24 protein-coding genes, 1 tRNA gene and 1 pseudogene are annotated in these 18,350 nt (G+C 44.8%); 10 read left to right on the forward strand and 16 right to left on the reverse strand.

What is annotated here, in order from left to right; translation table 11 throughout:
• Positions 1 to 5: 5 nt before the first annotated feature.
• The 4 genes from N39L_RS09605 (at position 6) to hmpF (ending at position 3,847) form a co-directional block, all read left to right on the forward strand.
• Entirely contained in the window at positions 6 to 227 is a 222-nt protein-coding gene (locus N39L_RS09605; protein ID WP_014275071.1) for a hypothetical protein, read from the forward strand.
• Positions 187 to 417: a reverse transcriptase domain-containing protein gene (locus tag N39L_RS09610; RefSeq protein ID WP_014275072.1), complete on the forward strand. Its 231-nt coding sequence runs from the start codon at positions 187 to 189 to the stop codon at positions 415 to 417. The genes N39L_RS09605 and N39L_RS09610 overlap by 41 nt, the downstream gene beginning before the upstream one ends.
• A complete protein-coding gene (locus tag N39L_RS09615; RefSeq protein WP_014275073.1) occupies positions 407 to 1,579 on the forward strand; it encodes a group II intron reverse transcriptase in 1,173 nt (390 codons plus the stop codon). The genes N39L_RS09610 and N39L_RS09615 overlap by 11 nt, the downstream gene beginning before the upstream one ends.
• Before the next feature lie 516 nt (positions 1,580 to 2,095).
• Positions 2,096 to 3,847 carry a pilus motility taxis protein HmpF gene (gene hmpF / locus N39L_RS09620; RefSeq protein ID WP_006616137.1) on the forward strand — a complete coding sequence of 584 codons (1,752 nt, stop codon included), beginning with the start codon at positions 2,096 to 2,098 and terminating at the stop codon, positions 3,845 to 3,847.
• 422 nt (positions 3,848 to 4,269) lie between these two features.
• Here hmpF and N39L_RS09625 read toward each other — a convergent pair.
• A protein-coding gene (locus N39L_RS09625) for an IS630 family transposase (RefSeq protein ID WP_231852271.1) occupies positions 4,270 to 5,158 on the reverse strand; the annotation gives its coding sequence in 2 pieces (ribosomal slippage) (positions 4,270 to 4,332 and positions 4,334 to 5,158; 888 coding nt in all).
• A gap of 522 nt (positions 5,159 to 5,680) precedes the next feature.
• Between N39L_RS09625 and N39L_RS09630 the strand changes: the two genes are divergently transcribed.
• Both N39L_RS09630 and N39L_RS09635 read left to right on the forward strand, forming a co-directional pair.
• Positions 5,681 to 6,643, forward strand: coding sequence for a GDP-mannose 4,6-dehydratase (locus tag N39L_RS09630; protein ID WP_006616562.1), 963 nt, complete (start codon positions 5,681 to 5,683; stop codon positions 6,641 to 6,643).
• Positions 6,644 to 6,715: 72 nt separating this feature from the next.
• Entirely contained in the window at positions 6,716 to 7,246 is a 531-nt protein-coding gene (locus tag N39L_RS09635; protein WP_006616561.1) for a hypothetical protein, read from the forward strand.
• A gap of 178 nt (positions 7,247 to 7,424) precedes the next feature.
• On the opposite strand, the gene N39L_RS09640 is transcribed toward N39L_RS09635, so the two are convergent.
• From N39L_RS09640 to ffh, 5 genes are all read right to left on the reverse strand, one after another.
• Positions 7,425 to 7,811, reverse strand: a complete 387-nt coding sequence (locus tag N39L_RS09640; RefSeq protein WP_006616560.1) for a ChuX/HutX family heme-like substrate-binding protein — start codon at positions 7,809 to 7,811, stop codon at positions 7,425 to 7,427.
• Between the two features lie 37 nt (positions 7,812 to 7,848).
• Positions 7,849 to 8,802 carry a PhoH family protein gene (locus tag N39L_RS09645; RefSeq protein WP_006616559.1) on the reverse strand — a complete coding sequence of 318 codons (954 nt, stop codon included), beginning with the start codon at positions 8,800 to 8,802 and terminating at the stop codon, positions 7,849 to 7,851.
• A gap of 106 nt (positions 8,803 to 8,908) precedes the next feature.
• Complete coding sequence (locus tag N39L_RS09650) at positions 8,909 to 9,250, reverse strand: KH domain-containing protein (protein WP_434057617.1); 342 nt, start codon at positions 9,248 to 9,250, stop codon at positions 8,909 to 8,911.
• Between the two features lie 10 nt (positions 9,251 to 9,260).
• Entirely contained in the window at positions 9,261 to 9,554 is a 294-nt protein-coding gene (gene rpsP, locus N39L_RS09655) for a 30S ribosomal protein S16 (protein WP_006616557.1), read from the reverse strand.
• Positions 9,555 to 9,702: 148 nt separating this feature from the next.
• Complete coding sequence (gene ffh, locus N39L_RS09660; RefSeq protein WP_014275078.1) at positions 9,703 to 11,115, reverse strand: signal recognition particle protein; 1,413 nt, start codon at positions 11,113 to 11,115, stop codon at positions 9,703 to 9,705.
• 16 nt (positions 11,116 to 11,131) lie between these two features.
• Between ffh and N39L_RS09665 the strand changes: the two genes are divergently transcribed.
• The 4 genes from N39L_RS09665 to N39L_RS09680 all read left to right on the forward strand — a co-directional run bounded on the left by N39L_RS09665 (position 11,132) and on the right by N39L_RS09680 (position 13,517).
• Positions 11,132 to 11,287 carry a hypothetical protein gene (locus tag N39L_RS09665; RefSeq protein ID WP_014275079.1) on the forward strand — a complete coding sequence of 52 codons (156 nt, stop codon included), beginning with the start codon at positions 11,132 to 11,134 and terminating at the stop codon, positions 11,285 to 11,287.
• 122 nt (positions 11,288 to 11,409) lie between these two features.
• The gene (locus N39L_RS09670; protein ID WP_014275080.1) at positions 11,410 to 12,867 is read left to right on the forward strand and encodes a site-specific integrase; all 1,458 of its coding nucleotides are present in this window, start codon (positions 11,410 to 11,412) and stop codon (positions 12,865 to 12,867) included.
• Between the two features lie 131 nt (positions 12,868 to 12,998).
• Positions 12,999 to 13,181 carry a hypothetical protein gene (locus N39L_RS09675; protein ID WP_081471162.1) on the forward strand — a complete coding sequence of 61 codons (183 nt, stop codon included), beginning with the start codon at positions 12,999 to 13,001 and terminating at the stop codon, positions 13,179 to 13,181.
• Positions 13,182 to 13,382: 201 nt separating this feature from the next.
• The gene (locus tag N39L_RS09680; RefSeq protein WP_286131447.1) at positions 13,383 to 13,517 is read left to right on the forward strand and encodes a hypothetical protein; all 135 of its coding nucleotides are present in this window, start codon (positions 13,383 to 13,385) and stop codon (positions 13,515 to 13,517) included.
• A 387-nt stretch (positions 13,518 to 13,904) separates the two neighbouring features.
• Here the strand turns inward: N39L_RS09680 and N39L_RS09685 are convergent, their stop codons facing one another.
• The 10 genes and pseudogenes from N39L_RS09685 to N39L_RS09725 form a co-directional block, all read right to left on the reverse strand.
• On the reverse strand, positions 13,905 to 14,159 hold the full coding sequence (locus N39L_RS09685; RefSeq protein ID WP_035738052.1) for a hypothetical protein: 255 nt from the start codon (positions 14,157 to 14,159) through the stop codon (positions 13,905 to 13,907).
• The gene (locus tag N39L_RS09690; RefSeq protein WP_014275082.1) at positions 14,160 to 14,516 is read right to left on the reverse strand and encodes a hypothetical protein; all 357 of its coding nucleotides are present in this window, start codon (positions 14,514 to 14,516) and stop codon (positions 14,160 to 14,162) included.
• 11 nt (positions 14,517 to 14,527) lie between these two features.
• Positions 14,528 to 15,244: a tail fiber domain-containing protein gene (locus N39L_RS09695; protein ID WP_014275083.1), complete on the reverse strand. Its 717-nt coding sequence runs from the start codon at positions 15,242 to 15,244 to the stop codon at positions 14,528 to 14,530.
• A gap of 60 nt (positions 15,245 to 15,304) precedes the next feature.
• Positions 15,305 to 15,367 (reverse strand): annotated as a pseudogene (locus N39L_RS33295) (hypothetical protein); the annotation flags it as partial.
• Positions 15,368 to 15,927: 560 nt separating this feature from the next.
• The gene (locus N39L_RS09700) at positions 15,928 to 16,062 is read right to left on the reverse strand and encodes a hypothetical protein (RefSeq protein ID WP_286131449.1); all 135 of its coding nucleotides are present in this window, start codon (positions 16,060 to 16,062) and stop codon (positions 15,928 to 15,930) included.
• Positions 16,063 to 16,416: 354 nt separating this feature from the next.
• A tRNA-Asn gene (locus N39L_RS09705) sits at positions 16,417 to 16,488 on the reverse strand.
• 78 nt (positions 16,489 to 16,566) lie between these two features.
• Entirely contained in the window at positions 16,567 to 17,115 is a 549-nt protein-coding gene (locus tag N39L_RS09710) for an NYN domain-containing protein (RefSeq protein ID WP_006616118.1), read from the reverse strand.
• Between the two features lie 104 nt (positions 17,116 to 17,219).
• Entirely contained in the window at positions 17,220 to 17,915 is a 696-nt protein-coding gene (locus tag N39L_RS09715) for an energy-coupling factor ABC transporter ATP-binding protein (protein WP_006616119.1), read from the reverse strand.
• Positions 17,912 to 18,178 (reverse strand): UPF0367 protein family, encoded by a 267-nt coding sequence (locus N39L_RS09720; RefSeq protein WP_006616120.1) that lies wholly within the window; start codon positions 18,176 to 18,178, stop codon positions 17,912 to 17,914. The genes N39L_RS09715 and N39L_RS09720 overlap by 4 nt, the downstream gene beginning before the upstream one ends.
• Positions 18,165 to 18,335, reverse strand: coding sequence for a hypothetical protein (locus N39L_RS09725; RefSeq protein ID WP_157888687.1), 171 nt, complete (start codon positions 18,333 to 18,335; stop codon positions 18,165 to 18,167). Before N39L_RS09725 ends, N39L_RS09720 begins: the two co-directional genes overlap by 14 nt.
• Between the last annotated feature and the right edge of the window lie 15 nt (positions 18,336 to 18,350).

An 18,350-nucleotide genomic window follows, 5' to 3' on the forward strand; every position in this document is an offset into this window, starting at 1 on the left:
CAGCCATGCTTCCCAACAGTCAGCTTAATAAACCCGCCCCCCAAGCGGGTCAAGGCAAGAAAACGGCTGGAGTCGATGGAGTAAGAGTCATCTCTCCAAGGCCAAGGTTTGAGCTTGTTGAGAGCATTAAGGGAAACCTCAAAACAAAACCACTGCGACGGGTGTGGATACCAAAACCTGGAAGGGATGAAAAAAGCTGGAATAGGAATACCCACAATCCAAGATAGAGCAAGGCAAGCCTTGGTTAAGTCGGCTCTCGAACCTGAATGGGAATCGAGATTTGAAAGCACAAGCTATGGGTTCCGTCCAGGACGGTCAGCCCAAGATGCAATATCCAGAATCTACCAAAGTATAAACAAAGGAGGTTATTATATACTGGATGCGGACATAGCTAAATGCTCTTACCGTGAACCATGATTACCTACTGTCCAAAATTCATTGTCCAAGCAACCTAAAGAAAGACCTGAAACAATGGCTCAAAGCTGGGGTGCTAGACAACGGTGTATTTGAGGATACAGAATCAGGGACACCTCAAGGAGGGGTAATAAGTCCAATACTCGCCAACATCGCACTGTTGGGCATGGTTAGGCTCATAAAAACAATGTATCCCAAGAAAGCAAACAGAGCACAAGCTACTGTTATAAGATACGCTGATGACTTTGTTGTGATATCCCCATCACTAGAAATCATTGAACAGTGCAAAACTGCTATTTCCGAGTGGCTAAAACCTGTAGGACTAGAAATTAAACCTGAAAAAACTCGAATTTGCCACACACTCAATCCCATTGAGTACAACGGCAAGACTGAGGAACCTGGGTTTGATTTTTTAGGATTCAATGTTAGGCAATATCCGGTAGGAAAATATAAATCTGGGAAAAGTCAAAAAAGGTTCAAAACCCACATCAAACCCAGCAATAAAGCAGTTAAAGCTCATACAGAAGTAATTAAGGGTGTAATAAAACAACATAAAACAGCACCCCAATCAGCTCTGATAAGCAAACTAAACCCAAGTATAAAGGGATGGTCAAACTACTACTCAGGGGTAGTCTCATCTGAGACCTTCAATAAACTGGATAACATAGTCTGGTTAATGTTACGGGCATGGACAGTATCAAGATGCAGAAAGGCAAACTACGAGAAGCTAGGAAACTACTTCCAACAAGGAACGGTTAAACTTAGCAATGGGAAAGAAAGACATGAATCTTGGTTATTCAAGACTAAAGATGGATTTCAACTATGGAAACATAATTGGACTCCGATTGTCAGACATACCACAATACGCCCTGATGCAACACCATACGACGGAAACTGGACTTACTGGGCAACCAGAAAAGGACAAGCAATCGACACGCCAATTAGGATAGCAAAACTACTCAAAAAGCAAAAAGGCAAGTGTACCTGGTGTGGGCAATACTTTACCCCATCAGACCTAATTGAAGTAGACTACATTGTACCTCGAAGCCTCGCTGGAAAGGATGAATACAAAAATCTTCAGCTATTACACCGCCACACCCGCGACGATAAGACGGCACTTGACAAGGCCAACGCTGTGTCCTTAACAATGGAGCAGTCAAACTAGGAGCCGTGTGAAGGGAAACTTTCACGCACGGTTCTGAATGGGAGGGGATGGAGGCGACTCCATTCTCGACCCCTAATCGGGGACTTGAACAGGTTTTCGCCAAAATGAGAATTGCTGCGGGGCTTGTATCCCATTAGCTTTGGTCAAAAGTAGGGTAAACTTAAATATTGTGATACTCCAGCGCTCCAGATAGCCCATCCCATTGTGATCGGGTCAGATGAATTGGTGCGGTGTGTGCTACCATGTTCAAGCGTAATTATAACCAGCGGGGACTGCTATCGTCACATTTGGAGAAAATATTGGATAGTGGGGCTAGGCGGAATACTCACTCTAAAAGGCTCAAACCCGATAAGCGGTGGTAATACACGAGCTTGTGGGAGAAGCCCGCACCATAATCTGGCATCAGTGTCGGGAGTACCTCACTAAAGGTCAGTCAACAACCCACTGTTAAGATCGAAAACCAGAATATGATTAAACCTAGGAATAAAGCTTAAACAGCATCAGAGGATAATCACCGTGCTTTATTTAGCGGAAGTACAAAAGCAGAAAAGTGGTTTTATAGGTGGCGGTCGGGCTGAACTCAAGTTGCTGGTTTGTCAGCGGGGCGAGAACAATTGGAGCGCCGTACCGGGGGACGATCTGGTTCCGGCGGAGGATGCCAACAGCTATAAGGATGGCGCTCTAGTGTTAGTCGAACTCAATGCCAGCAAACAAGTTCAGCGCATCGAGGACGGCAAAAAACTGGTCAGAATTCTTGAAGATTTTTCCCGATTGCAAGACAGATTCAAAAATCAACAAGAAGAAATCGAACAGTGGAAAGAATCCCTCACCTACCAAACTCAAGAACTAAATCGCCGAGAACAAGAACTAAATCGTCGAGAAATGGAAATGGAATCTCGGCGAGAACAGATGGATCATCTGGAAGCTGAACTCGATAAGCTCGAACAACAGCGACAGAGCCTGGAAAGGAGCAAACAACAAGAGGAGAAACTGCGAGCTGAAATAGACAAGGCTCGCCACGAAGTTGAGAGTAGCCGATCGCAACTTGAAGAAGAAAAGCGATCGCTTGAGGAACAGCGGGCAGAACTGGAAACCCATAAAGGATTAAGCCCAGAAAAAGCCCAAGAAATGCAAGCACTTCTGGAGCTACTCTCAGGTGGTAACTCTATCGAGTCTCTCAGAGAATTGATAGAGCGAGCCCAAAACCAGATCAATGATGGCATCTCTGTAGGACAAACCTACCGTCAGCAAATGGAAGAACACCGCAACCGTGCTTCTGAGTTGCAGCAGGAGGTAGACCAAGTGACTACACTGCGCCATCAGTGGTCAGAATGGCATCAGTCCCACATCACGTTGTTAAATGATCGGGCACAACTGAACTCCCGCCAAAATCTGTTGGAATTCAATGAACAACAAATTCAGCGATTAGAACAAAATATTGAATACCGACAGGCCCTGTTAGAGCAACTGCAACGTCTTTCTGAGTCGGTTGCTAGTCGTTCCACTTCTGGAGTTAAGGTAGATACGGCACCCTTGCAGAAAATGCCCATTGAACAACTACAGGCGGAAGTTCAACGCTTGCAGGAAGAATGGGATCGATGGTTCCGCATGGTTAAAGAACAAGAAGAGGAACTCAAATATAAACAAGAGGAAATTGAGGAACTTCAACAGGAAATTAATCGGGCTTCTGGGAGCGTTCGCGCTCAGAAAGAATCGGATCTAGCCGATGAACAAGATGCCTATCAAATGCTGAATAAAACCCTAGAAGGACAGCGTCGGACTTTGGGGGAAAGGGAAGACCACATGAACCAGTATCAAGCGGTTTTGCTACAACGACAAGGTAGCGCCGGAACTGTTGATCTGGGGGTTGCTCTTGGCTTTCCGTCAATTCTGGCTGCTATTGAAAAACAGCAGCAAGCCAGCCGAAGTGAACTTGAGCAGTTGCGCGATCGCACGGAACAATTAAAAACTGAAATTTCTAACACGGACGCGCAATTGTCCCAACAAGAAACTGAACAGGAACAGAAACGTCAGCAACTAGAAGCCCAAGAACAGAGTTGGATTAAACAAAAACAAACGTTAGCTGAAATTCAAGGTCGCGCTAATCTCTATGAAGAATTACTACCATCCCTTGAGGAAAACTGGAATAATTTACAAGAGCAGATCGAATCGTTGTTAACACAATTTAATCAAATTCAGGAACTCAGCCAACAGCAAACTCAAACACAAGGAGAACTTAGTCAACTAATATCTGGTCTGATTTCCTAAACTGAGGATGAAACCCAGAAACAAGTCATAAGTGCGAAACCTTCAGGCATGAAATAGGGTTTAAATACCTGAAATAGCCGCCTGGTGGGGGTTTCATCCCCTAGGCGGAATACAAGGAACGCACTCCTGACCGACCCCATAACTGTTTATATGTCCCTAAGTTTTGTATCCCAAGATACCAAAATTAGGCAGGGAACCCAAGGTCAACACGCTCTGTAACAAATCGGGTAGGGGTCGAGAATGGAGTCACCTCCATCCCCTCCCATTCAAAACCGTGCTTGAGATTTTCACCTCACACGGATCCTGGTGTGGATGCCCACATTGTCAGTGGCACAGCGATACCAACCGCTGCTTTGTCCTTCTTTGTTCAGAGCTATAGCACAAGACAGAACAGTTAGGACGCATAGCATTAGTCAAGGTGGTTAGGACGCAGCCTTGAGAACGGAATCCATGGCATCATCGAGAGAATCAAACTGCTCACGTGCAATGGCGAATGCGGGCTTTCAACCACGACCAACATTTCTCTATCTTGTTGAGGTCTGGCGAATAAGGTGGTAGATAGAGCAAACGGCATTGAGCCGCCTCCACTAGCTCAGGAATCCGTCCCCCTTTATGAAACGTTGCATTGTCTAGCACTAGAGTCTGACCTGGCTTCAGTGTTGGAATTAAGATGAACTCCAACCACAACTCAAACACTGTCCGATTACAACAACCCTCAAAGCGATCGGGGGCTAAGAGTTGTTGATGACACCATGCGGCTATATAGCTCACCCTGCCCTGCCTCTTCCCGGATTTGAGGGCATCGAAGCGTTGTCCTTCCTCGCAGTAACCATAAGGGTAATCCGAGTCTTGACTATTCATGCCAGCTTCATCGAGGTAAACCAACCCTTCCGACTCCATATGTTCAATCTGAGCAATAAACTCCTCTCGCTGTTGCTCATCACCTTCTTGGTAGCCGTAAGTTTTTTTTCTGGTGAAGCCAATTTTCTTCAAGGCTCTGGATATGGTGCGAGGAGAGATGTCGTCATCCCAAAGTTGAGCCATTTGAGCGGAGGTTTTGTGGCCATGCTCTTGGGCAAAAGCCTTGAATTTATGCCAGTCGGTAATTTTGTGGTTATTGCCAGGTCGGTGATTAGGTTTAGGGAGGAAGTCTCCGGTCTGTGCTTTTCTTTGCAGCCAGAGATTGATAGTGTTCCGGCTGACATGGAAAACTTGACTGGCTTCGGTTTTGGGTATACCGTATAGTTCAATTGCATTAATAACTTTTTGTCTAAGGTTGTAACTGTAGGGGGCTGGCCTTTTGGGTCTTATGTAGATATCCTTGCCATTATACGTCCTAACTGTTCTGTCTTGTGCTATAATTATTAATTATTCATTATTCATTATAGGGGCGCGCCTCGGCCGTCAATTCTCAATTCCCCACCCAGGTTGTGGTAAACCCGCCCCACCGTTTCCCCTGAGAAACCCGGTTTCTTGACCACGATATGGGGGTGGTGCCGTGGTGCGTCAGATGAACCAAATTGGCCGTTGACCCGATAGGTTATCCCTCTGACGCACCCTACGAGGGTGATAATTATTAATTATTAATTGTAGGGGCGCGCCTCGGCCGTCAATTCTCAATTCCCCACCCAGGTTGTGGTAAACCCGCCCCACCGTTTCCCCTGAGAAAACCGGTTTCTTTGAGAAACCGGGTTTCTTGACCACGATATGGGTGGTGCGTCAGATGAACCAAATTGGCCGTTGACCCGATAGGTTATCCCTCTGACGCACCCTATGGACTAGAATGATGATTCGGTTATTATCTGTATTTGGTAGTCTGAACCACCCCGGTATATGAAAAAAGCGCTAATTTGTGGAATATCTGGACAAGATGGGGCTTATTTAGCCTCACTGCTGTTAGATAAAGGCTATGCCGTATATGGTACTTCCCGCGATGCTCAGATGTCCTCATTTCGGAACTTGAAAAGGTTGGGAATTTATGACCGAGTGAAATTATCTTCCATGTCTCTCACCGACTTTCGTAGTGTTCTTCAAGTTTTGACCCAGGTTGAACCACAGGAAGTCTATAACTTGGCGGGTCAGAGTTCCGTTGGTCTATCCTTTGACCAACCTGTGGAAACCCTCGATAGTATCGCCGGGGGAACCCTCAACCTCTTAGAAGCGATCCGATTTACTGGCGCACCTATTAAACTCTATAATGCTGGGTCTAGTGAGTGTTTTGGTGATACCTACGGCGAACCCGCTGATGAAAATACCCCCTTTCGTCCTCGCAGTCCCTACGCAGTCGCTAAGTCCGCCGCCTTTTGGGAAGTCGCTAACTATCGGGAAGCCTATGGTTTATTTGCTTGTTCTGGAATACTATTTAACCATGAGTCGCCCCTGAGACCCCCCCGGTTTGTGACTCAGAAAATTATTCATGGAGCCTGTGCGATCGCCTCTGGAAATCAGGATAAACTATATTTGGGTAGAATCTCCGTGCAGCGAGATTGGGGTTGGGCTCCTGAGTATGTCGAGGCTATGTATTTGATGCTTCAGCAGTCACAAGCCGATGATTATGCGATCGCTACCGGGGAAACTTACTCTCTCCAGGATTTTGTCAAAACCGCTTTTGATTGTGTCGGTCTAAACTGGGAAGATTTTGTCGAAACTGACCAAAGCCTCTACCGTCCCACAGATATCGCTGTCGGTCGCGCCTCCCCCGCCAAGGCTAAACATCAGTTAGGATGGGAGGCTAAGTTTAAAATGCCTGATATAGTCAGAATGATGGTCCAAGCACAACAGGAGCGATCGCCATAATACCATATTATAGATATGATATGATACAACAGTCTGTGCTGACACCTCTGATTTTTGATTAACTATTTACTAATGGCTAAAAACAAAGAAGTTCACATTCTGGAAGTTGTCTTAGTCCCTAAAGAGGACTGTGAGTCCCTGCTGGGTTTTATGATTGATAGACCCCAAGCCGAAGCTAAACTTAACTCTTCCCAAGTCGAGTTTTCCGGTTGGGTATTGGGTAAAACTTCCCCCGCTATTGCTGTGGAAGTCCTACAGGGGGAAAAGATTGTTAAAACTATTTCCGTCAGTGATTCTCGTCCTGATGTCGCCAGGGTTTACCCAGACGCACCAACCGCCAGTATTAGTGGCTTTAAAGAAAGCATTGATTTGGGGGAATTTTCGGGAGAAAATGAACTCACTGTACAGGCAATTTTGCGGGATGATAGTATTATTACTATCGGACAGGTGCGATTCCAAACTCCTGAATCGGCTCAAGTTTCCGAATCCGCCACTGTCGTATCATCTGAAAGGCTCGAACGTGCTAAGGCTGATTTAGAGCGATCGCGTCAATTTTTGGAACAGGTAAAAGCCGACTTAGCCAAATACGAAGTTAACCCATAACCACAGCTATATCGTCATTCCTCCTCTGGGAAACCCCTAGGAACCCTCCCCGTTTGTTGATTAACGCCACCCACATCAACCTATTTTGTGAGTCAAGCGCCGCCAAACCTACCACCTCCGTTTCCCGGAATGGTCCGTGTTGGGTTCCACCTCCTTTCACCCCCCCAACCCAGGGGAATTAGAATTGTATGTGGTCGCCATATTTAGCCCGCAAACCCTCCCAGGCTTCCACCTGTCCCGGTTCATATTCTCCCGGTTTTCCCCATTGTAAAAAAGCACTTAAAGCCGGTTGATTTTCAGCATCTAAAAACCGAATCGCATAGGTAGTAAAATTCCCGCGCTTCGCTTCTCCTGTCTCGAATTTCACCGCTTTAATTTGGTCAATATTTAGGTGAAATTCAAACAAATCACTGTGCATATTAGCATACATTCCTTTAGGAAGTTCTGCATAAAATAGCTTTTGAATTTTCCCTTTAACTTCCAGAACCGCAGCACTACTGGTCACAATTAACCGCAAAGTTCCCAAACTTTCGCAAGACTCTAACAACTCTTTTAAATCAGCCATAGTTATTTTCAGCTATTACCTATCCAGCAATAGTAATTTATTTTTCATGTCGTTCATAGGCGGCGACAATCCGCTGAACCAGAGGATTCCGCACCACATCCGCCTGAGAAAACTCGCAAAAAGCAATCCCTTCAATATTTTGCAGAATCTTGAGGGCAACTGTCAACCCCGAAGATTGATTTATGGGTAGATCGGTCTGGGTAATATCACCCGTTACCACCATGCGCGATCGCGACCCCAAACGAGTCAGCACCATTTTCATCTGTCCAGGAGTCGTATTTTGCGCCTCATCAAGGATCACAAAAGAATTATTGAGAGTACGTCCTCGCATATAAGCAATAGGTGCAACTTCAATAACTCCCCTTTCCATCAAATTAGCCGCTTTTTCTGGGTCTACCAACTCATAAATCGCATCATAAAGAGGTCGCAAATAAGGATTAACCTTTTGCTGCAAATCTCCCGGAAGGAAGCCTAGACGCTCCCCCGCCTCCACCGCTGGACGGGTAAGGATTAACCTTTCGTATTGGTCAGAAAGTAACGCCTGAAGCGCGATAATTGCTGCTAGATAAGTTTTACCAGTTCCCGCTGGTCCAATGCAAAAAGTCAAATCATGGGTACGGATAGCTTGAATATATTGGCGCTGACGGAAAGTTTTAGCGCGTATATCCTGACCTCGGCGAGTTCTCGCTAAAACATCCTGCTGAAGTTCCCGCAGATTAGCTTCTTGGTGGGTATTAATAGCATGACGAGCCGTCAGAATATCGGGGTCTGTGATAGTTTTACCATTTTCCCAAAAAGGTTTGAGGGATTCTATCAAAACTCGGCACAATTCCACCTGTTTAGTCGTACCACTAATCAGCAAATCTTGACCCCGCAAAACTATCTGAGTTCCAGTTTGTTTAGACAGAGTTTTTAGATTATCCTCTTGATAACCCCCCAAGGCGATCGCACTTTCGATAGTAGGTAACTGAATCGTCAATCGCTCAGTCATTCAAAGTATCACCAAACATTATCTATACACCAGACCAATACAGGACAATCAATCGGGAAAGCGACAGACAGGCGATCCTCACGTCGCTTTCCTTAGCAACAGAAAACTATCCGTCTCGATGAATTGGTCCCCTAGGGGCGGATGGACGAGTAGGGCGGCTGGTACGTTTCGGAGACGGACGGTTTCCTGAAACCCTGGGAGGGCGACCTGGGGTAGGACTGTCTTCGTAAATATCTAAATACACCGATTCTCCAGCCACTCTAGCGATCGCAGATAGAACATTACGAATCGCTTGGATATTATGTCCCGAACGACCATAGACACGGCCCTTATCTTCCGCCTCAAAAGCCAATCTCACCCAAATTTTGCGGTGAGCTGGCGATCGCTCACAATCAACCCGCAGCGCCTCTGGCGACCCCAAAAACGGGCTAACTAAGAATCGTACCAACTCCCCATAATTAGGATTGACTGACAGGTTCTGCGGTGCTGGGTTCAGCGATGACTCCGGACTTGAGTTGTTCAAATACATTGGCTTTTTGCAGAATGTTACGCACAGTTCTAGTAGGTTGAGCCCCTTGTTTCAGCCGTCGAATAATAGCCGGGGTATCCAATCTAGTTTCATCCGTTCTGGGGTTATAAAAACCCAACTCTTCCAGGGGACGACCTTCACGACGCGACAGACTATCTATCGCCACAATCCGATAACTAGCTTCTCGTTTCTTACCGTAACGTTTTAATCTCAGTTTGATCATTTGGATCTAATCAACTCTCCTTATCAATTTTAAGCTATTGTAGCAGTCTAGGACAGACTGACCACCAAATCCGCCTCTGAATCGGGGAAGAATGGGGGAACTTACTATTATAGCATTCCCAGAACCCAGCAAAAGTAAACTCCCACAGTCACAGTTGACCAAAACCCTTTTTCTTTTTGGCTTTCTTCTTCTTCTTACCGCCAGCCATACCCGGCATTCCCATACCCGGCATTCCCATACCCGGCATTCCCATACCGGGAAACTGACCCCTACCCATTTGTTGCATTAAACTCCGCATCCGCTGAAAATCGCTCACCAAACGCATCACATCCTTCTCAGCATATCCAGCCCCTTTAGCCACCCGCTTACGTCTTGACGGCGAATTGGACAGCAACTCAGGATTCTTACGCTCCTCAATAGTCATAGAATTAATCATAGCTTCCGAGCGTTTCAGTTGGCTTTCCCCCGCGTCCAACTGCTCCTGAGAAATTTTATTCATCCCCGGAATCAGTTTAACCAACCCCCCCAAAGACCCCATATTTTTCATCAACCGGGTCTGCTTGAGAAAATCCGTGAAGTCAAACTTAGCCTCTAAAATCTTCTCCTGCATCTTCTCAGCATCGGCGATATCAAACTCTTCCTCAGCCTTTTCCACCAATGTGAGGATGTCACCCATCCCTAAAATTCTCGATGCCATACGTTCCGGGTAAAAAGGTTGTAGAGCTTCCACCTTTTCCCCCACCCCGACAAACTTAATCGGAGCCCCAGAAACACGCCGAATTGACAGAGCCGCGCCGCCGCGACTATCCCCGTCCATTTTAGTGAGGATAGCACCAGTAATGCCAATTCGGTCATTAAAGGTCTGAGTCAGGGTAGCCGCTTCCTGACCCGTCATGGCATCAACTACTAACAAGGTCTCGTGAGGTTGAACCGTCTCCTTTATTTGAGCCAGTTCCGCCATCATATTCTGGTCAATTTGTAACCGACCAGCCGTATCAATGATAATTGTATCAATACCCTGGGCTTTGCCGTACTCAATACCCTGGCGAGCAATTTCTACCGGGTCGGCATCTTTCCCTAACTCGAATACGGGAACATTTATCTGTTTCCCCAGAGTCATTAACTGGTCAATAGCTGCTGGTCGGTAAACGTCCGTAGCTACTAACAGGCTGCTGCGATTCTCTTTTTGTAGGTGCAAGGCTAACTTAGCCGAAGCTGTGGTTTTACCAGTTCCCTGCAAACCCGCCATTAACACGATGGTTGGTGGTTGTTGGGCTTCAGCCAGGGGAACATTGCTTTCCCCCATGACTTTGACTAACTCATCGTGAACAATTTTGATAAACTGTTGACCGGGTTTCACGCCGGATACTACTTGCGAACCCTGGGCTTGAACGCCAACCTCTTTGATAAAATCTTTAACTACCATCAGGTTAACGTCCGCTTCCAATAGGGCGCGACGAACTTCTTTCAGAGCTTCCTGGATATTGGATTCTGTAATTTTGTCCTGACCCCGGAGTTTTTTCCAGGCGGACTCTAAACGTTCAGAAAGGGCATCGAACATAAATAATAATGCTTTAGTGAAAGGTTCTGGCTGCTATAATTTTGGCCATGGGGCGATCGCATTTTACCACAGCAACCTAACGAAAAATGTCTCCCTCCCCGAACGCACCTCCAATCAGGCGAGTAATTGGGTAGGATATCCGGTTAAGGCTATGGCCGGCGATCGCATTTAATGCCGTATTTTTGGAAAAAACTCCCCGGGTAGGATTCGAACCTGATACATAGCCTATAACCCCTATTCTACCGTTACTTAGGTGTTACTCAAAACCATAGCAGGATAACAAGTGAGTAAAAAATGAGTAACGCTACTGATACCCCTACAGTAGGGGGAAAGGGTAACTATGACGGGGGCTATGCTAGGTTCCTGAAAGCCTATCAAGACTTTAAAGGGGAATGTCCCAAAGGAGTGACACTCAAGTTACAAAAGACCGGGACTAGGTACAACCTACTATTGCAGTTTAAGCAACCACCTACCGGGAAACGGCTACCCAAGACAGCTAATCTTGAGTGTACACCTCAAGGGGTGATAGACGGGGTTAAGAAAGCTAAACTGGTATCAGAAGCCCTAGGGACTATCACTAGCGCTAGTGAGTTCTGGAACTGGTACGATGCGACTATCTCAGGAAAGAACCAGATTGAGGATAATCTGATAACCTATCGGGAAATATTCCAACAACTAGAGGATGAGTATTTTGCGGGTTACAACCGCAACACAGGAAGGAAACGTTCTCGCGATATCGTAAGCGACTTAGCGTCTTACCATCAAAGCAAGGGAGTATTTTTTGAGGACTTCCCTAACTGGGATGAATATCCTAGCTGGGAGAGTTTCAAGGCTATGTTATACACTCCCTTGCAGAATGGAGAACAATTAATAGGCTCCCAAACCTTCAGGGAACGTTACTACATCTTAAAAGCCATAGCTGAGAAATCACCTAACAAAGAACACTTACTTAAAAAACTTGAACCTATTAACGCCAAACAAACGCAATTCAGAAAGAAACAGCGTATAAGCATTGATGCCTTTAAGGATTGGTGGTATAGCGCCAAACAAGAAGCCTATACTGTTAAAAGCCCTCAACATCAATCATCTCGACATAACTGGTTATGGGTGACTGGTATGGCAGTAATGTACGGGTTAAGACCTACCGAGATAGCCGCCGCAGTTAATCTAACTAAGCCATTTGTAACGGATGATGGTATCACTATCAAAGCACTGTCAGACCCCGATAATCAAGACAATTACTTGGTGCTAGGTGACTATGTTTACTTTACTGACGCAGAAGGTCGGAAAGTGAGTATCAAAACAGGGGGAAGGGTTGTAGCCCCAATTCCCAGTCCCGAAATGTTTGATTTCCTAGAATTGAAACGGCCGTTGTTACCAGAATATAGCCCGAAAAAAGGCAGTCAACCCAAAACCATAGCTGGAGGCTTTGACAAAAAGTTTACCCACACAATTTTCTCTATGAAATGCCCGGTAACCCAGAAATATGCTTTTCGTAGGCTGTACAACCTGTTAGGTGAAAAGTATGGATTACCTATCGAGTTACGAGCTAGACTTATGGGACATAGCACAATCGTTAATGAAGGTAAATACAAGACAGAAGGCATTGACGCTACCTTAGAAGTTCTCAAAGGGGTTTCTAAGTTACCTATACCATTGAACGTAGCCATAGAACGGTTAACAGCGTTAGGAGTTGATATTGATAGCCCTGAAGCCAAATTATTTCTCAGAGTTATCTATCAGATAAATTAATCTAATCATCAACCTTTCAAAAATAACGCCCCTGGATTAAACCCTAGGGGTTATTTTATGGCTACAGATTGATAGATCCTGCTATGGTTTTGAGTAACACCTAAGTAACGGTAGAATAGGGGTTATAGGCTATGTATCAGGTTCGAATCCTACCCGGGGAGTTTAGTATAAACCCTTATCCTGACAGCGATAGCGGGCTATTACTCAACCCGATAACTATGCCTAGTTACTCAAATGTTACTCATAACTTAGTCCTAGCACAGGAAAATAATTCTGTCAATAGGTTGATTACTCAGTCAACAAGCACAACTTAATCAATCTGTCAAACACTCATACCACCCCCCAACCAAACACCGATAGGGTAACTCCCTTGTGATAGCAGTCAATGGCAAGCCTATCGGTTCGTAACGAACCATTGACTGCTATCACATCGTTCGTTTCCCCAGGAGTGCTTGTTTCGGTTGGGGGAGGATATGGCTCAAAAACAACCCATAGGGGAACCCACTAGGTTATCAATGTACAACGATACCCCTATCAATGTACAACGATATCAGACCGCCTACCTGACTCCCGTAGGGAACCAGGTTATTGGGGAAATATTGGGGAGCCTACTCGCTACCAACAAAATGCGATCGCATAATCACGACTAACCCGGCTATGACATACTGAAGCGATACCCCCAAACAACTTTTCAACTGGTGACTTGTTTCCTCATCTCTCGCTGATACCTACATAATCCTAGAGAATTGATTCCCCATCGAAACCGATACCTACATACCGCTAGACAAGTCTCCAATTTATAGGGGTACTGAGTTCCGCACGGGATGATTACCCCTAATAGACGGGTTAAGGTTTTGGCTTAGGGTGTTTATTGTGGGTAAATTAGAGGCAAGCATTCATATAAATTTTTAACAGTCCGTTGCAACAGTCTGCTGCAACAGTCTGTTAGCCCAAAAATACACGCACCCCCTACAGTCAGAAACCATAGGGGGCCATTTAAGTTATTGGGGTAGCTGTTAGCTGTTAGGTGTTAGGGTTTAGGGTTTTCTCCAACCATCATCATCAATATCATCTCTGTTAATTGGAAGAGGGGGTGATTGCTTTTTATCTTCTAACTGTTTTTTACCAACTGTTGATGGCATAAAATCATTAACATATCTAATCAAATAATTTAGGCTACTTTGGATACCGTCTAACCTATTCTCAATAAGTAAGTTTCCTGTATGCGTAATGAACATACTGATAATAATTGCGACAATAATTAATCCTAGCTCAACTATTATTAAGTTCATTTATATTAATTTCCAAAAATGAAGTGTAAACCATTTAATCCTTTCTAGCGGAGAAAATGAAGCGTAAAAATTGCTGTACGGCGGTGATTCAATTATTTGATATTCATTAAGCCATATAGTCTCTTTTTTAACCATCATATTCTGCTTGGCATCATTGTAGGCATAGAATTTAAGCCACCCTGCCATTTTCCAGTACACGGGTACACTGTCAGCGTCAAATAATATCCTAACAAATTTACAGCCAGAAATGTCAGGTAATTTTTTAGTACCGTGTAGAGTACTATCATCTTCTATCCTAAAATTAAATTCATAAACCTTAAACCAGTTACTCTCTGATATATTAAGTGCATTAGGCATTATCTGTTAATTTATTGTTGAGTGTTTAGCATATTTTCCAATTTGTCGATTTTTTCTGATAATTCCTGAATTGCCGCAATCACTAATGGTATCAGTTTATCATACATGATTGTTAAGTAATCTATTTTTTTGTCGTCAACTTCAGGACTATCTGTATGGTCATTTTTAATCACTTCAACTGCGTTAGGATATATATTTTGTACTTCTTGAGCAATTAAACCAAATTGTTCTGTACTTGGATTAAAGCCATGAAATGCTGCAAGTTCATTATACTTAAACCACGTGACTGTCAATGCGTTAATTTCGCTTAACCCTAGAGTTGGTTTTGATAAAAGTGTTTTGAATTTAAGATCAGAGCTACCTTTAACGTAGTCTCCATTATCGTTAATATAAGATACATTTGTGCCTCCTACTCTAAATCTAGTATGTACTCCAGATGATGAAAGAGTTGAGCTCTTTATAAAATATGTCTGCCCGTTATATAATTGTATTGAATATCTATTGTCAGGAGCACCTCGCCAAACATCGCTTTGATGAAAATTAATACCATGATATATAAATACTCTAGGATTAGCATCTGCTTCTAATTCCATAGAATAATTCCCTTGATGAGAAAACGCCCAACTATTTGCTCCAACTCTACTATTTAGTACTAAATTTGCCGAACCAGCGCTAGAGCCTATCCGGCGGATGTCAAACCCCCTCCAAACATTAAAATCAATAAGCATATTTCCATCAGGAAAACTTTCATTAGTTGCAAAAGTTACTGGATTATTTGTTATGTTAAATGTTTTAATTCCTGTTAAAGTTTGATTACCTGTAGTTCTAACTACAGTTGAATCTACATTAATTGTTCTATTAGCTGCTAAAGTTCCTCCTCCGGATCAACCATCACCTGCAGTTAATGTAATATTTGAATGTGTGTGCGTTGTGGGAGTCCTAGCGTCAGATAATCTACTATCATTGCCTTGACAGGCTGTGTTTGCTGTAGTGCCATAAGCAACCGCCCATGTTGTGGCAGTACTCCCATTAAAATTATTTCCAGTTAATCCCGTACCATTTGTTAATGTATTAGGAGTATTGGCAGTTATTGTTATATTGGCACTATTTGGCTAACAGACTGTTGCAGCAGACTGTTGCAACGGACTGTTAAAAATTTATATGAATGCTTGCCTCTAATTTACCCACAATAAACACCCTAAGCCAAAACCTTAACCCGTCTATTAGGGGTAATCATCCCGTGCGGAACTCAGTACCCCTATAAATTGGAGACTTGTCTAGCGGTATGTAGGTATCGGTTTCGATGGGGAATCAATTCTCTAGGATTATGTAGGTATCAGCGAGAGATGAGGAAACAAGTCACCAGTTGAAAAGTTGTTTGGGGGTATCGCTTCAGTATGTCATAGCCGGGTTAGTCGTGATTATGCGATCGCATTTTGTTGGTAGCGAGTAGGTTCCTCAATATTTCCCCAATAACCTGGTTCCCTACGGGAGTCAGGTAGGCGGTCTGATATCGTTGTACATTGATAGGGGTATCGTTGTACATTGATAACCTAGTGGGTTCCCCTATGGGTTGTTTTTGAGCCATATCCTCCCCCAACCGAAACAAGCACTCCTGGGGAAACGAACGATGTGATAGCAGTCAATGGTTCGTTACGAACCGATAGGCTTGCCATTGACTGCTATCACAAGGGAGTTACCCTATCGGTGTTTGGTTGGGGGGTGGTATGAGTGTTTGACAGATTGATTAAGTTGTGCTTGTTGACTGAGTAATCAACCTATTGACAGAATTATTTTCCGGTGCTAGGACTAAGTTATGAGTAACATTTGAGTAACTAGGCATAGTTATCGGGTTGAGTAATAGCCCGCTATCGCTGTCAGGATAAGGGTTTATACTAAACTCCCCGGGTAGGATTCGAACCTACGACCAATCGGTTAACAGCCGACCGCTCTACCACTGAGCTACCGAGGAAAGTGGGTTGTGGTTATCTTAGCCACAGTTAACTATAGTAACCCAGTGGTAAAATTTTGTCAAGCATTTTGCTCAAATTTATTTTAGCCCCATCCGCAACTGAGCCAAACGCCTTTGAGACTCAGGGTCTAGGGAACTGTCAAGAAAGCGACTCCTCGATCGCTTTGGAGTTTGGTGGCGACGTTGGCGCTGTCGATTAGAGGCCTCAACAGCTTCCGATAGCTGCATTGCAGACATCCATTCAGCACCGTAGCCCATGACAGTCAACTGTTGTGCGCGGTCTGAGGTAGCCACCAGCAACCGCCGCCGTGACAGTCGCAATTTATGACGCAGGGACGCACACATTTTTTCTATATAAGTGTCAGCAGTTTGACCATAAGCTGTATAGTGAATCAACAGATTACGGCTGACCTTTTCACTGACACCGGGAGTATTCTGATAGTGAGCATCGAAGACAATGCGAGCATCAAGACCTTCAAAAGCACTGTAATTAATCAGACTTTCGATCAGATGTCGCCGGGCTGACTCCGTGCTTTCCCCGTCGCGCTTTTGTTGCAGACCGGGCCAAATTCCGATGATGTTATAACCGTCTACAAACAGGACGGCATTGGTTAAAGAGCGTGACATGATTTATTACTGGAAAGCTCATATTGAACAGTGGACAATTTTTGCTTAGTTTCAATAATGGCATTTTTTTCGTTAGGTAGGATGAAAAAATCAAGTTTTCCAATCTAGGCTTGATGATTTTGCATCAATCGGCGTTTTAGGGGTTCAGGGTTTCCCTGAGCCACGACACGGCCGTTTTCCAACAAAAAAGCACCATCGCTGTAGTCAAGTTCATCGAGGCGGTGTGTCACCCAGAGGGCGGTAATGCCGCGATTTTTGACTAAATGGCGAACTTGAATAACCAGGTCTCGCTGACTGTCGGGGTCTAGTAGGGCGGTAGGTTCATCAAAAAGTAGGACTTGGCAATGTCTAGCGATCGCACCTGCAATAGCTATACGCTGTTTTTGTCCTCCGCTGAGGGCATAAATAGGGCGGCGTTGCAATTCCAGCAATTTCACCGCCCCCAAAGCATCCTCAACCCGCCGTCTAACTTCTTCTAGGGGGAGGCGGTCTTCCACCAAACCAAAGGCCACATCTGCCCCCACAGTAGGCATAACCAGTTGGTGATCGGGATTTTGGAAGACAAACCCCACCCGTCCCTGAATGTTAATCTCACCGGACTGGGACTGCAACAGTCCCGTCAGTAGCCGCAACAGGGTTGATTTGCCGCTGCCATTAGTACCAAGCAACATCCAAAATTCCCCTTTAGGGACGGCTAGGGAACAAGAAGTCAGGACTCTAGCACCTCCCGACCATTGAAAGTTCAGGTTTTTTACCTCAATAGCCGGGTTGGTTGTTTCGGGTATGGCAGATTGGCTCATTCTGTTAAGGCTACAAATCCAGGAGATCTACCTGTGGCTGTGGTGCCAGATTTTTCGGAAATCTGCACGGCCGAGATTTCGCTGCTGAGGACAGCTACTTTTTTATCGGTCATTTTCTCGCAGGTTAGCTCTAACAGTTGCCGATGGTCTGAGCGCATCATGTCTAGGACCTGGTTATAGACCCCTACAGCGTCCTCTTGGGTCTTTCTTTGTACCGATAGGGGAACCGGGACATATTTAACGATGATGTCAATGGTGAACATAGAAAAGTCTTAAAAAAACGTTAAGTTTAACACCGACTCTCATCAGTATGGCAGATATCGGCACTGTCTGCTTGACATCATAACTCTTACCTCGCCAGGAATCAGGCGATCGCATCACTTCTGGACTATTACCGATCCCCAGTAGTACCCTCGCCATTAATTTCATTCTGGG

It is taken from the genome of Limnospira platensis NIES-39 (assembly GCF_026000695.1).
GTDB lineage: Bacteria > Cyanobacteriota > Cyanobacteriia > Cyanobacteriales > Microcoleaceae > Limnospira > Limnospira platensis.

Bases quoted from the DNA above. Each gene is read 5' to 3' on its own strand.
- N39L_RS09605 (WP_014275071.1), top strand. From the start codon at position 6: ATGCTTCCCAACAGTCAGCTTAATAAACCCGCCCCCCAAGCGGGTCAA.
- N39L_RS09610 (WP_014275072.1), top strand. From the start codon at position 187: ATGAAAAAAGCTGGAATAGGAATACCCACAATCCAAGATAGAGCAAGG.
- N39L_RS09630 (WP_006616562.1), top strand. From the start codon at position 5,681: ATGAAAAAAGCGCTAATTTGTGGAATATCTGGACAAGATGGGGCTTAT.
- N39L_RS09635 (WP_006616561.1), top strand. From the start codon at position 6,716: ATGGCTAAAAACAAAGAAGTTCACATTCTGGAAGTTGTCTTAGTCCCT.
- N39L_RS09640 (WP_006616560.1), bottom strand. From the start codon at position 7,811: ATGGCTGATTTAAAAGAGTTGTTAGAGTCTTGCGAAAGTTTGGGAACT.
- N39L_RS09645 (WP_006616559.1), bottom strand. From the start codon at position 8,802: ATGACTGAGCGATTGACGATTCAGTTACCTACTATCGAAAGTGCGATC.
- rpsP (WP_006616557.1), bottom strand. From the start codon at position 9,554: ATGATCAAACTGAGATTAAAACGTTACGGTAAGAAACGAGAAGCTAGT.
- ffh (WP_014275078.1), bottom strand. From the start codon at position 11,115: ATGTTCGATGCCCTTTCTGAACGTTTAGAGTCCGCCTGGAAAAAACTC.
- N39L_RS09670 (WP_014275080.1), top strand. From the start codon at position 11,410: ATGAGTAACGCTACTGATACCCCTACAGTAGGGGGAAAGGGTAACTAT.
- N39L_RS09675 (WP_081471162.1), top strand. From the start codon at position 12,999: ATGTATCAGGTTCGAATCCTACCCGGGGAGTTTAGTATAAACCCTTAT.
- N39L_RS09680 (WP_286131447.1), top strand. From the start codon at position 13,383: ATGTACAACGATACCCCTATCAATGTACAACGATATCAGACCGCCTAC.
- N39L_RS09685 (WP_035738052.1), bottom strand. From the start codon at position 14,159: ATGAACTTAATAATAGTTGAGCTAGGATTAATTATTGTCGCAATTATT.
- N39L_RS09690 (WP_014275082.1), bottom strand. From the start codon at position 14,516: ATGCCTAATGCACTTAATATATCAGAGAGTAACTGGTTTAAGGTTTAT.
- N39L_RS09695 (WP_014275083.1), bottom strand. From the start codon at position 15,244: ATGCTTATTGATTTTAATGTTTGGAGGGGGTTTGACATCCGCCGGATA.
- N39L_RS09700 (WP_286131449.1), bottom strand. From the start codon at position 16,062: ATGTACAACGATACCCCTATCAATGTACAACGATATCAGACCGCCTAC.
- N39L_RS09710 (WP_006616118.1), bottom strand. From the start codon at position 17,115: ATGTCACGCTCTTTAACCAATGCCGTCCTGTTTGTAGACGGTTATAAC.
- N39L_RS09715 (WP_006616119.1), bottom strand. From the start codon at position 17,915: ATGAGCCAATCTGCCATACCCGAAACAACCAACCCGGCTATTGAGGTA.
- N39L_RS09720 (WP_006616120.1), bottom strand. From the start codon at position 18,178: ATGTTCACCATTGACATCATCGTTAAATATGTCCCGGTTCCCCTATCG.
- N39L_RS09725 (WP_157888687.1), bottom strand. From the start codon at position 18,335: ATGGCGAGGGTACTACTGGGGATCGGTAATAGTCCAGAAGTGATGCGA.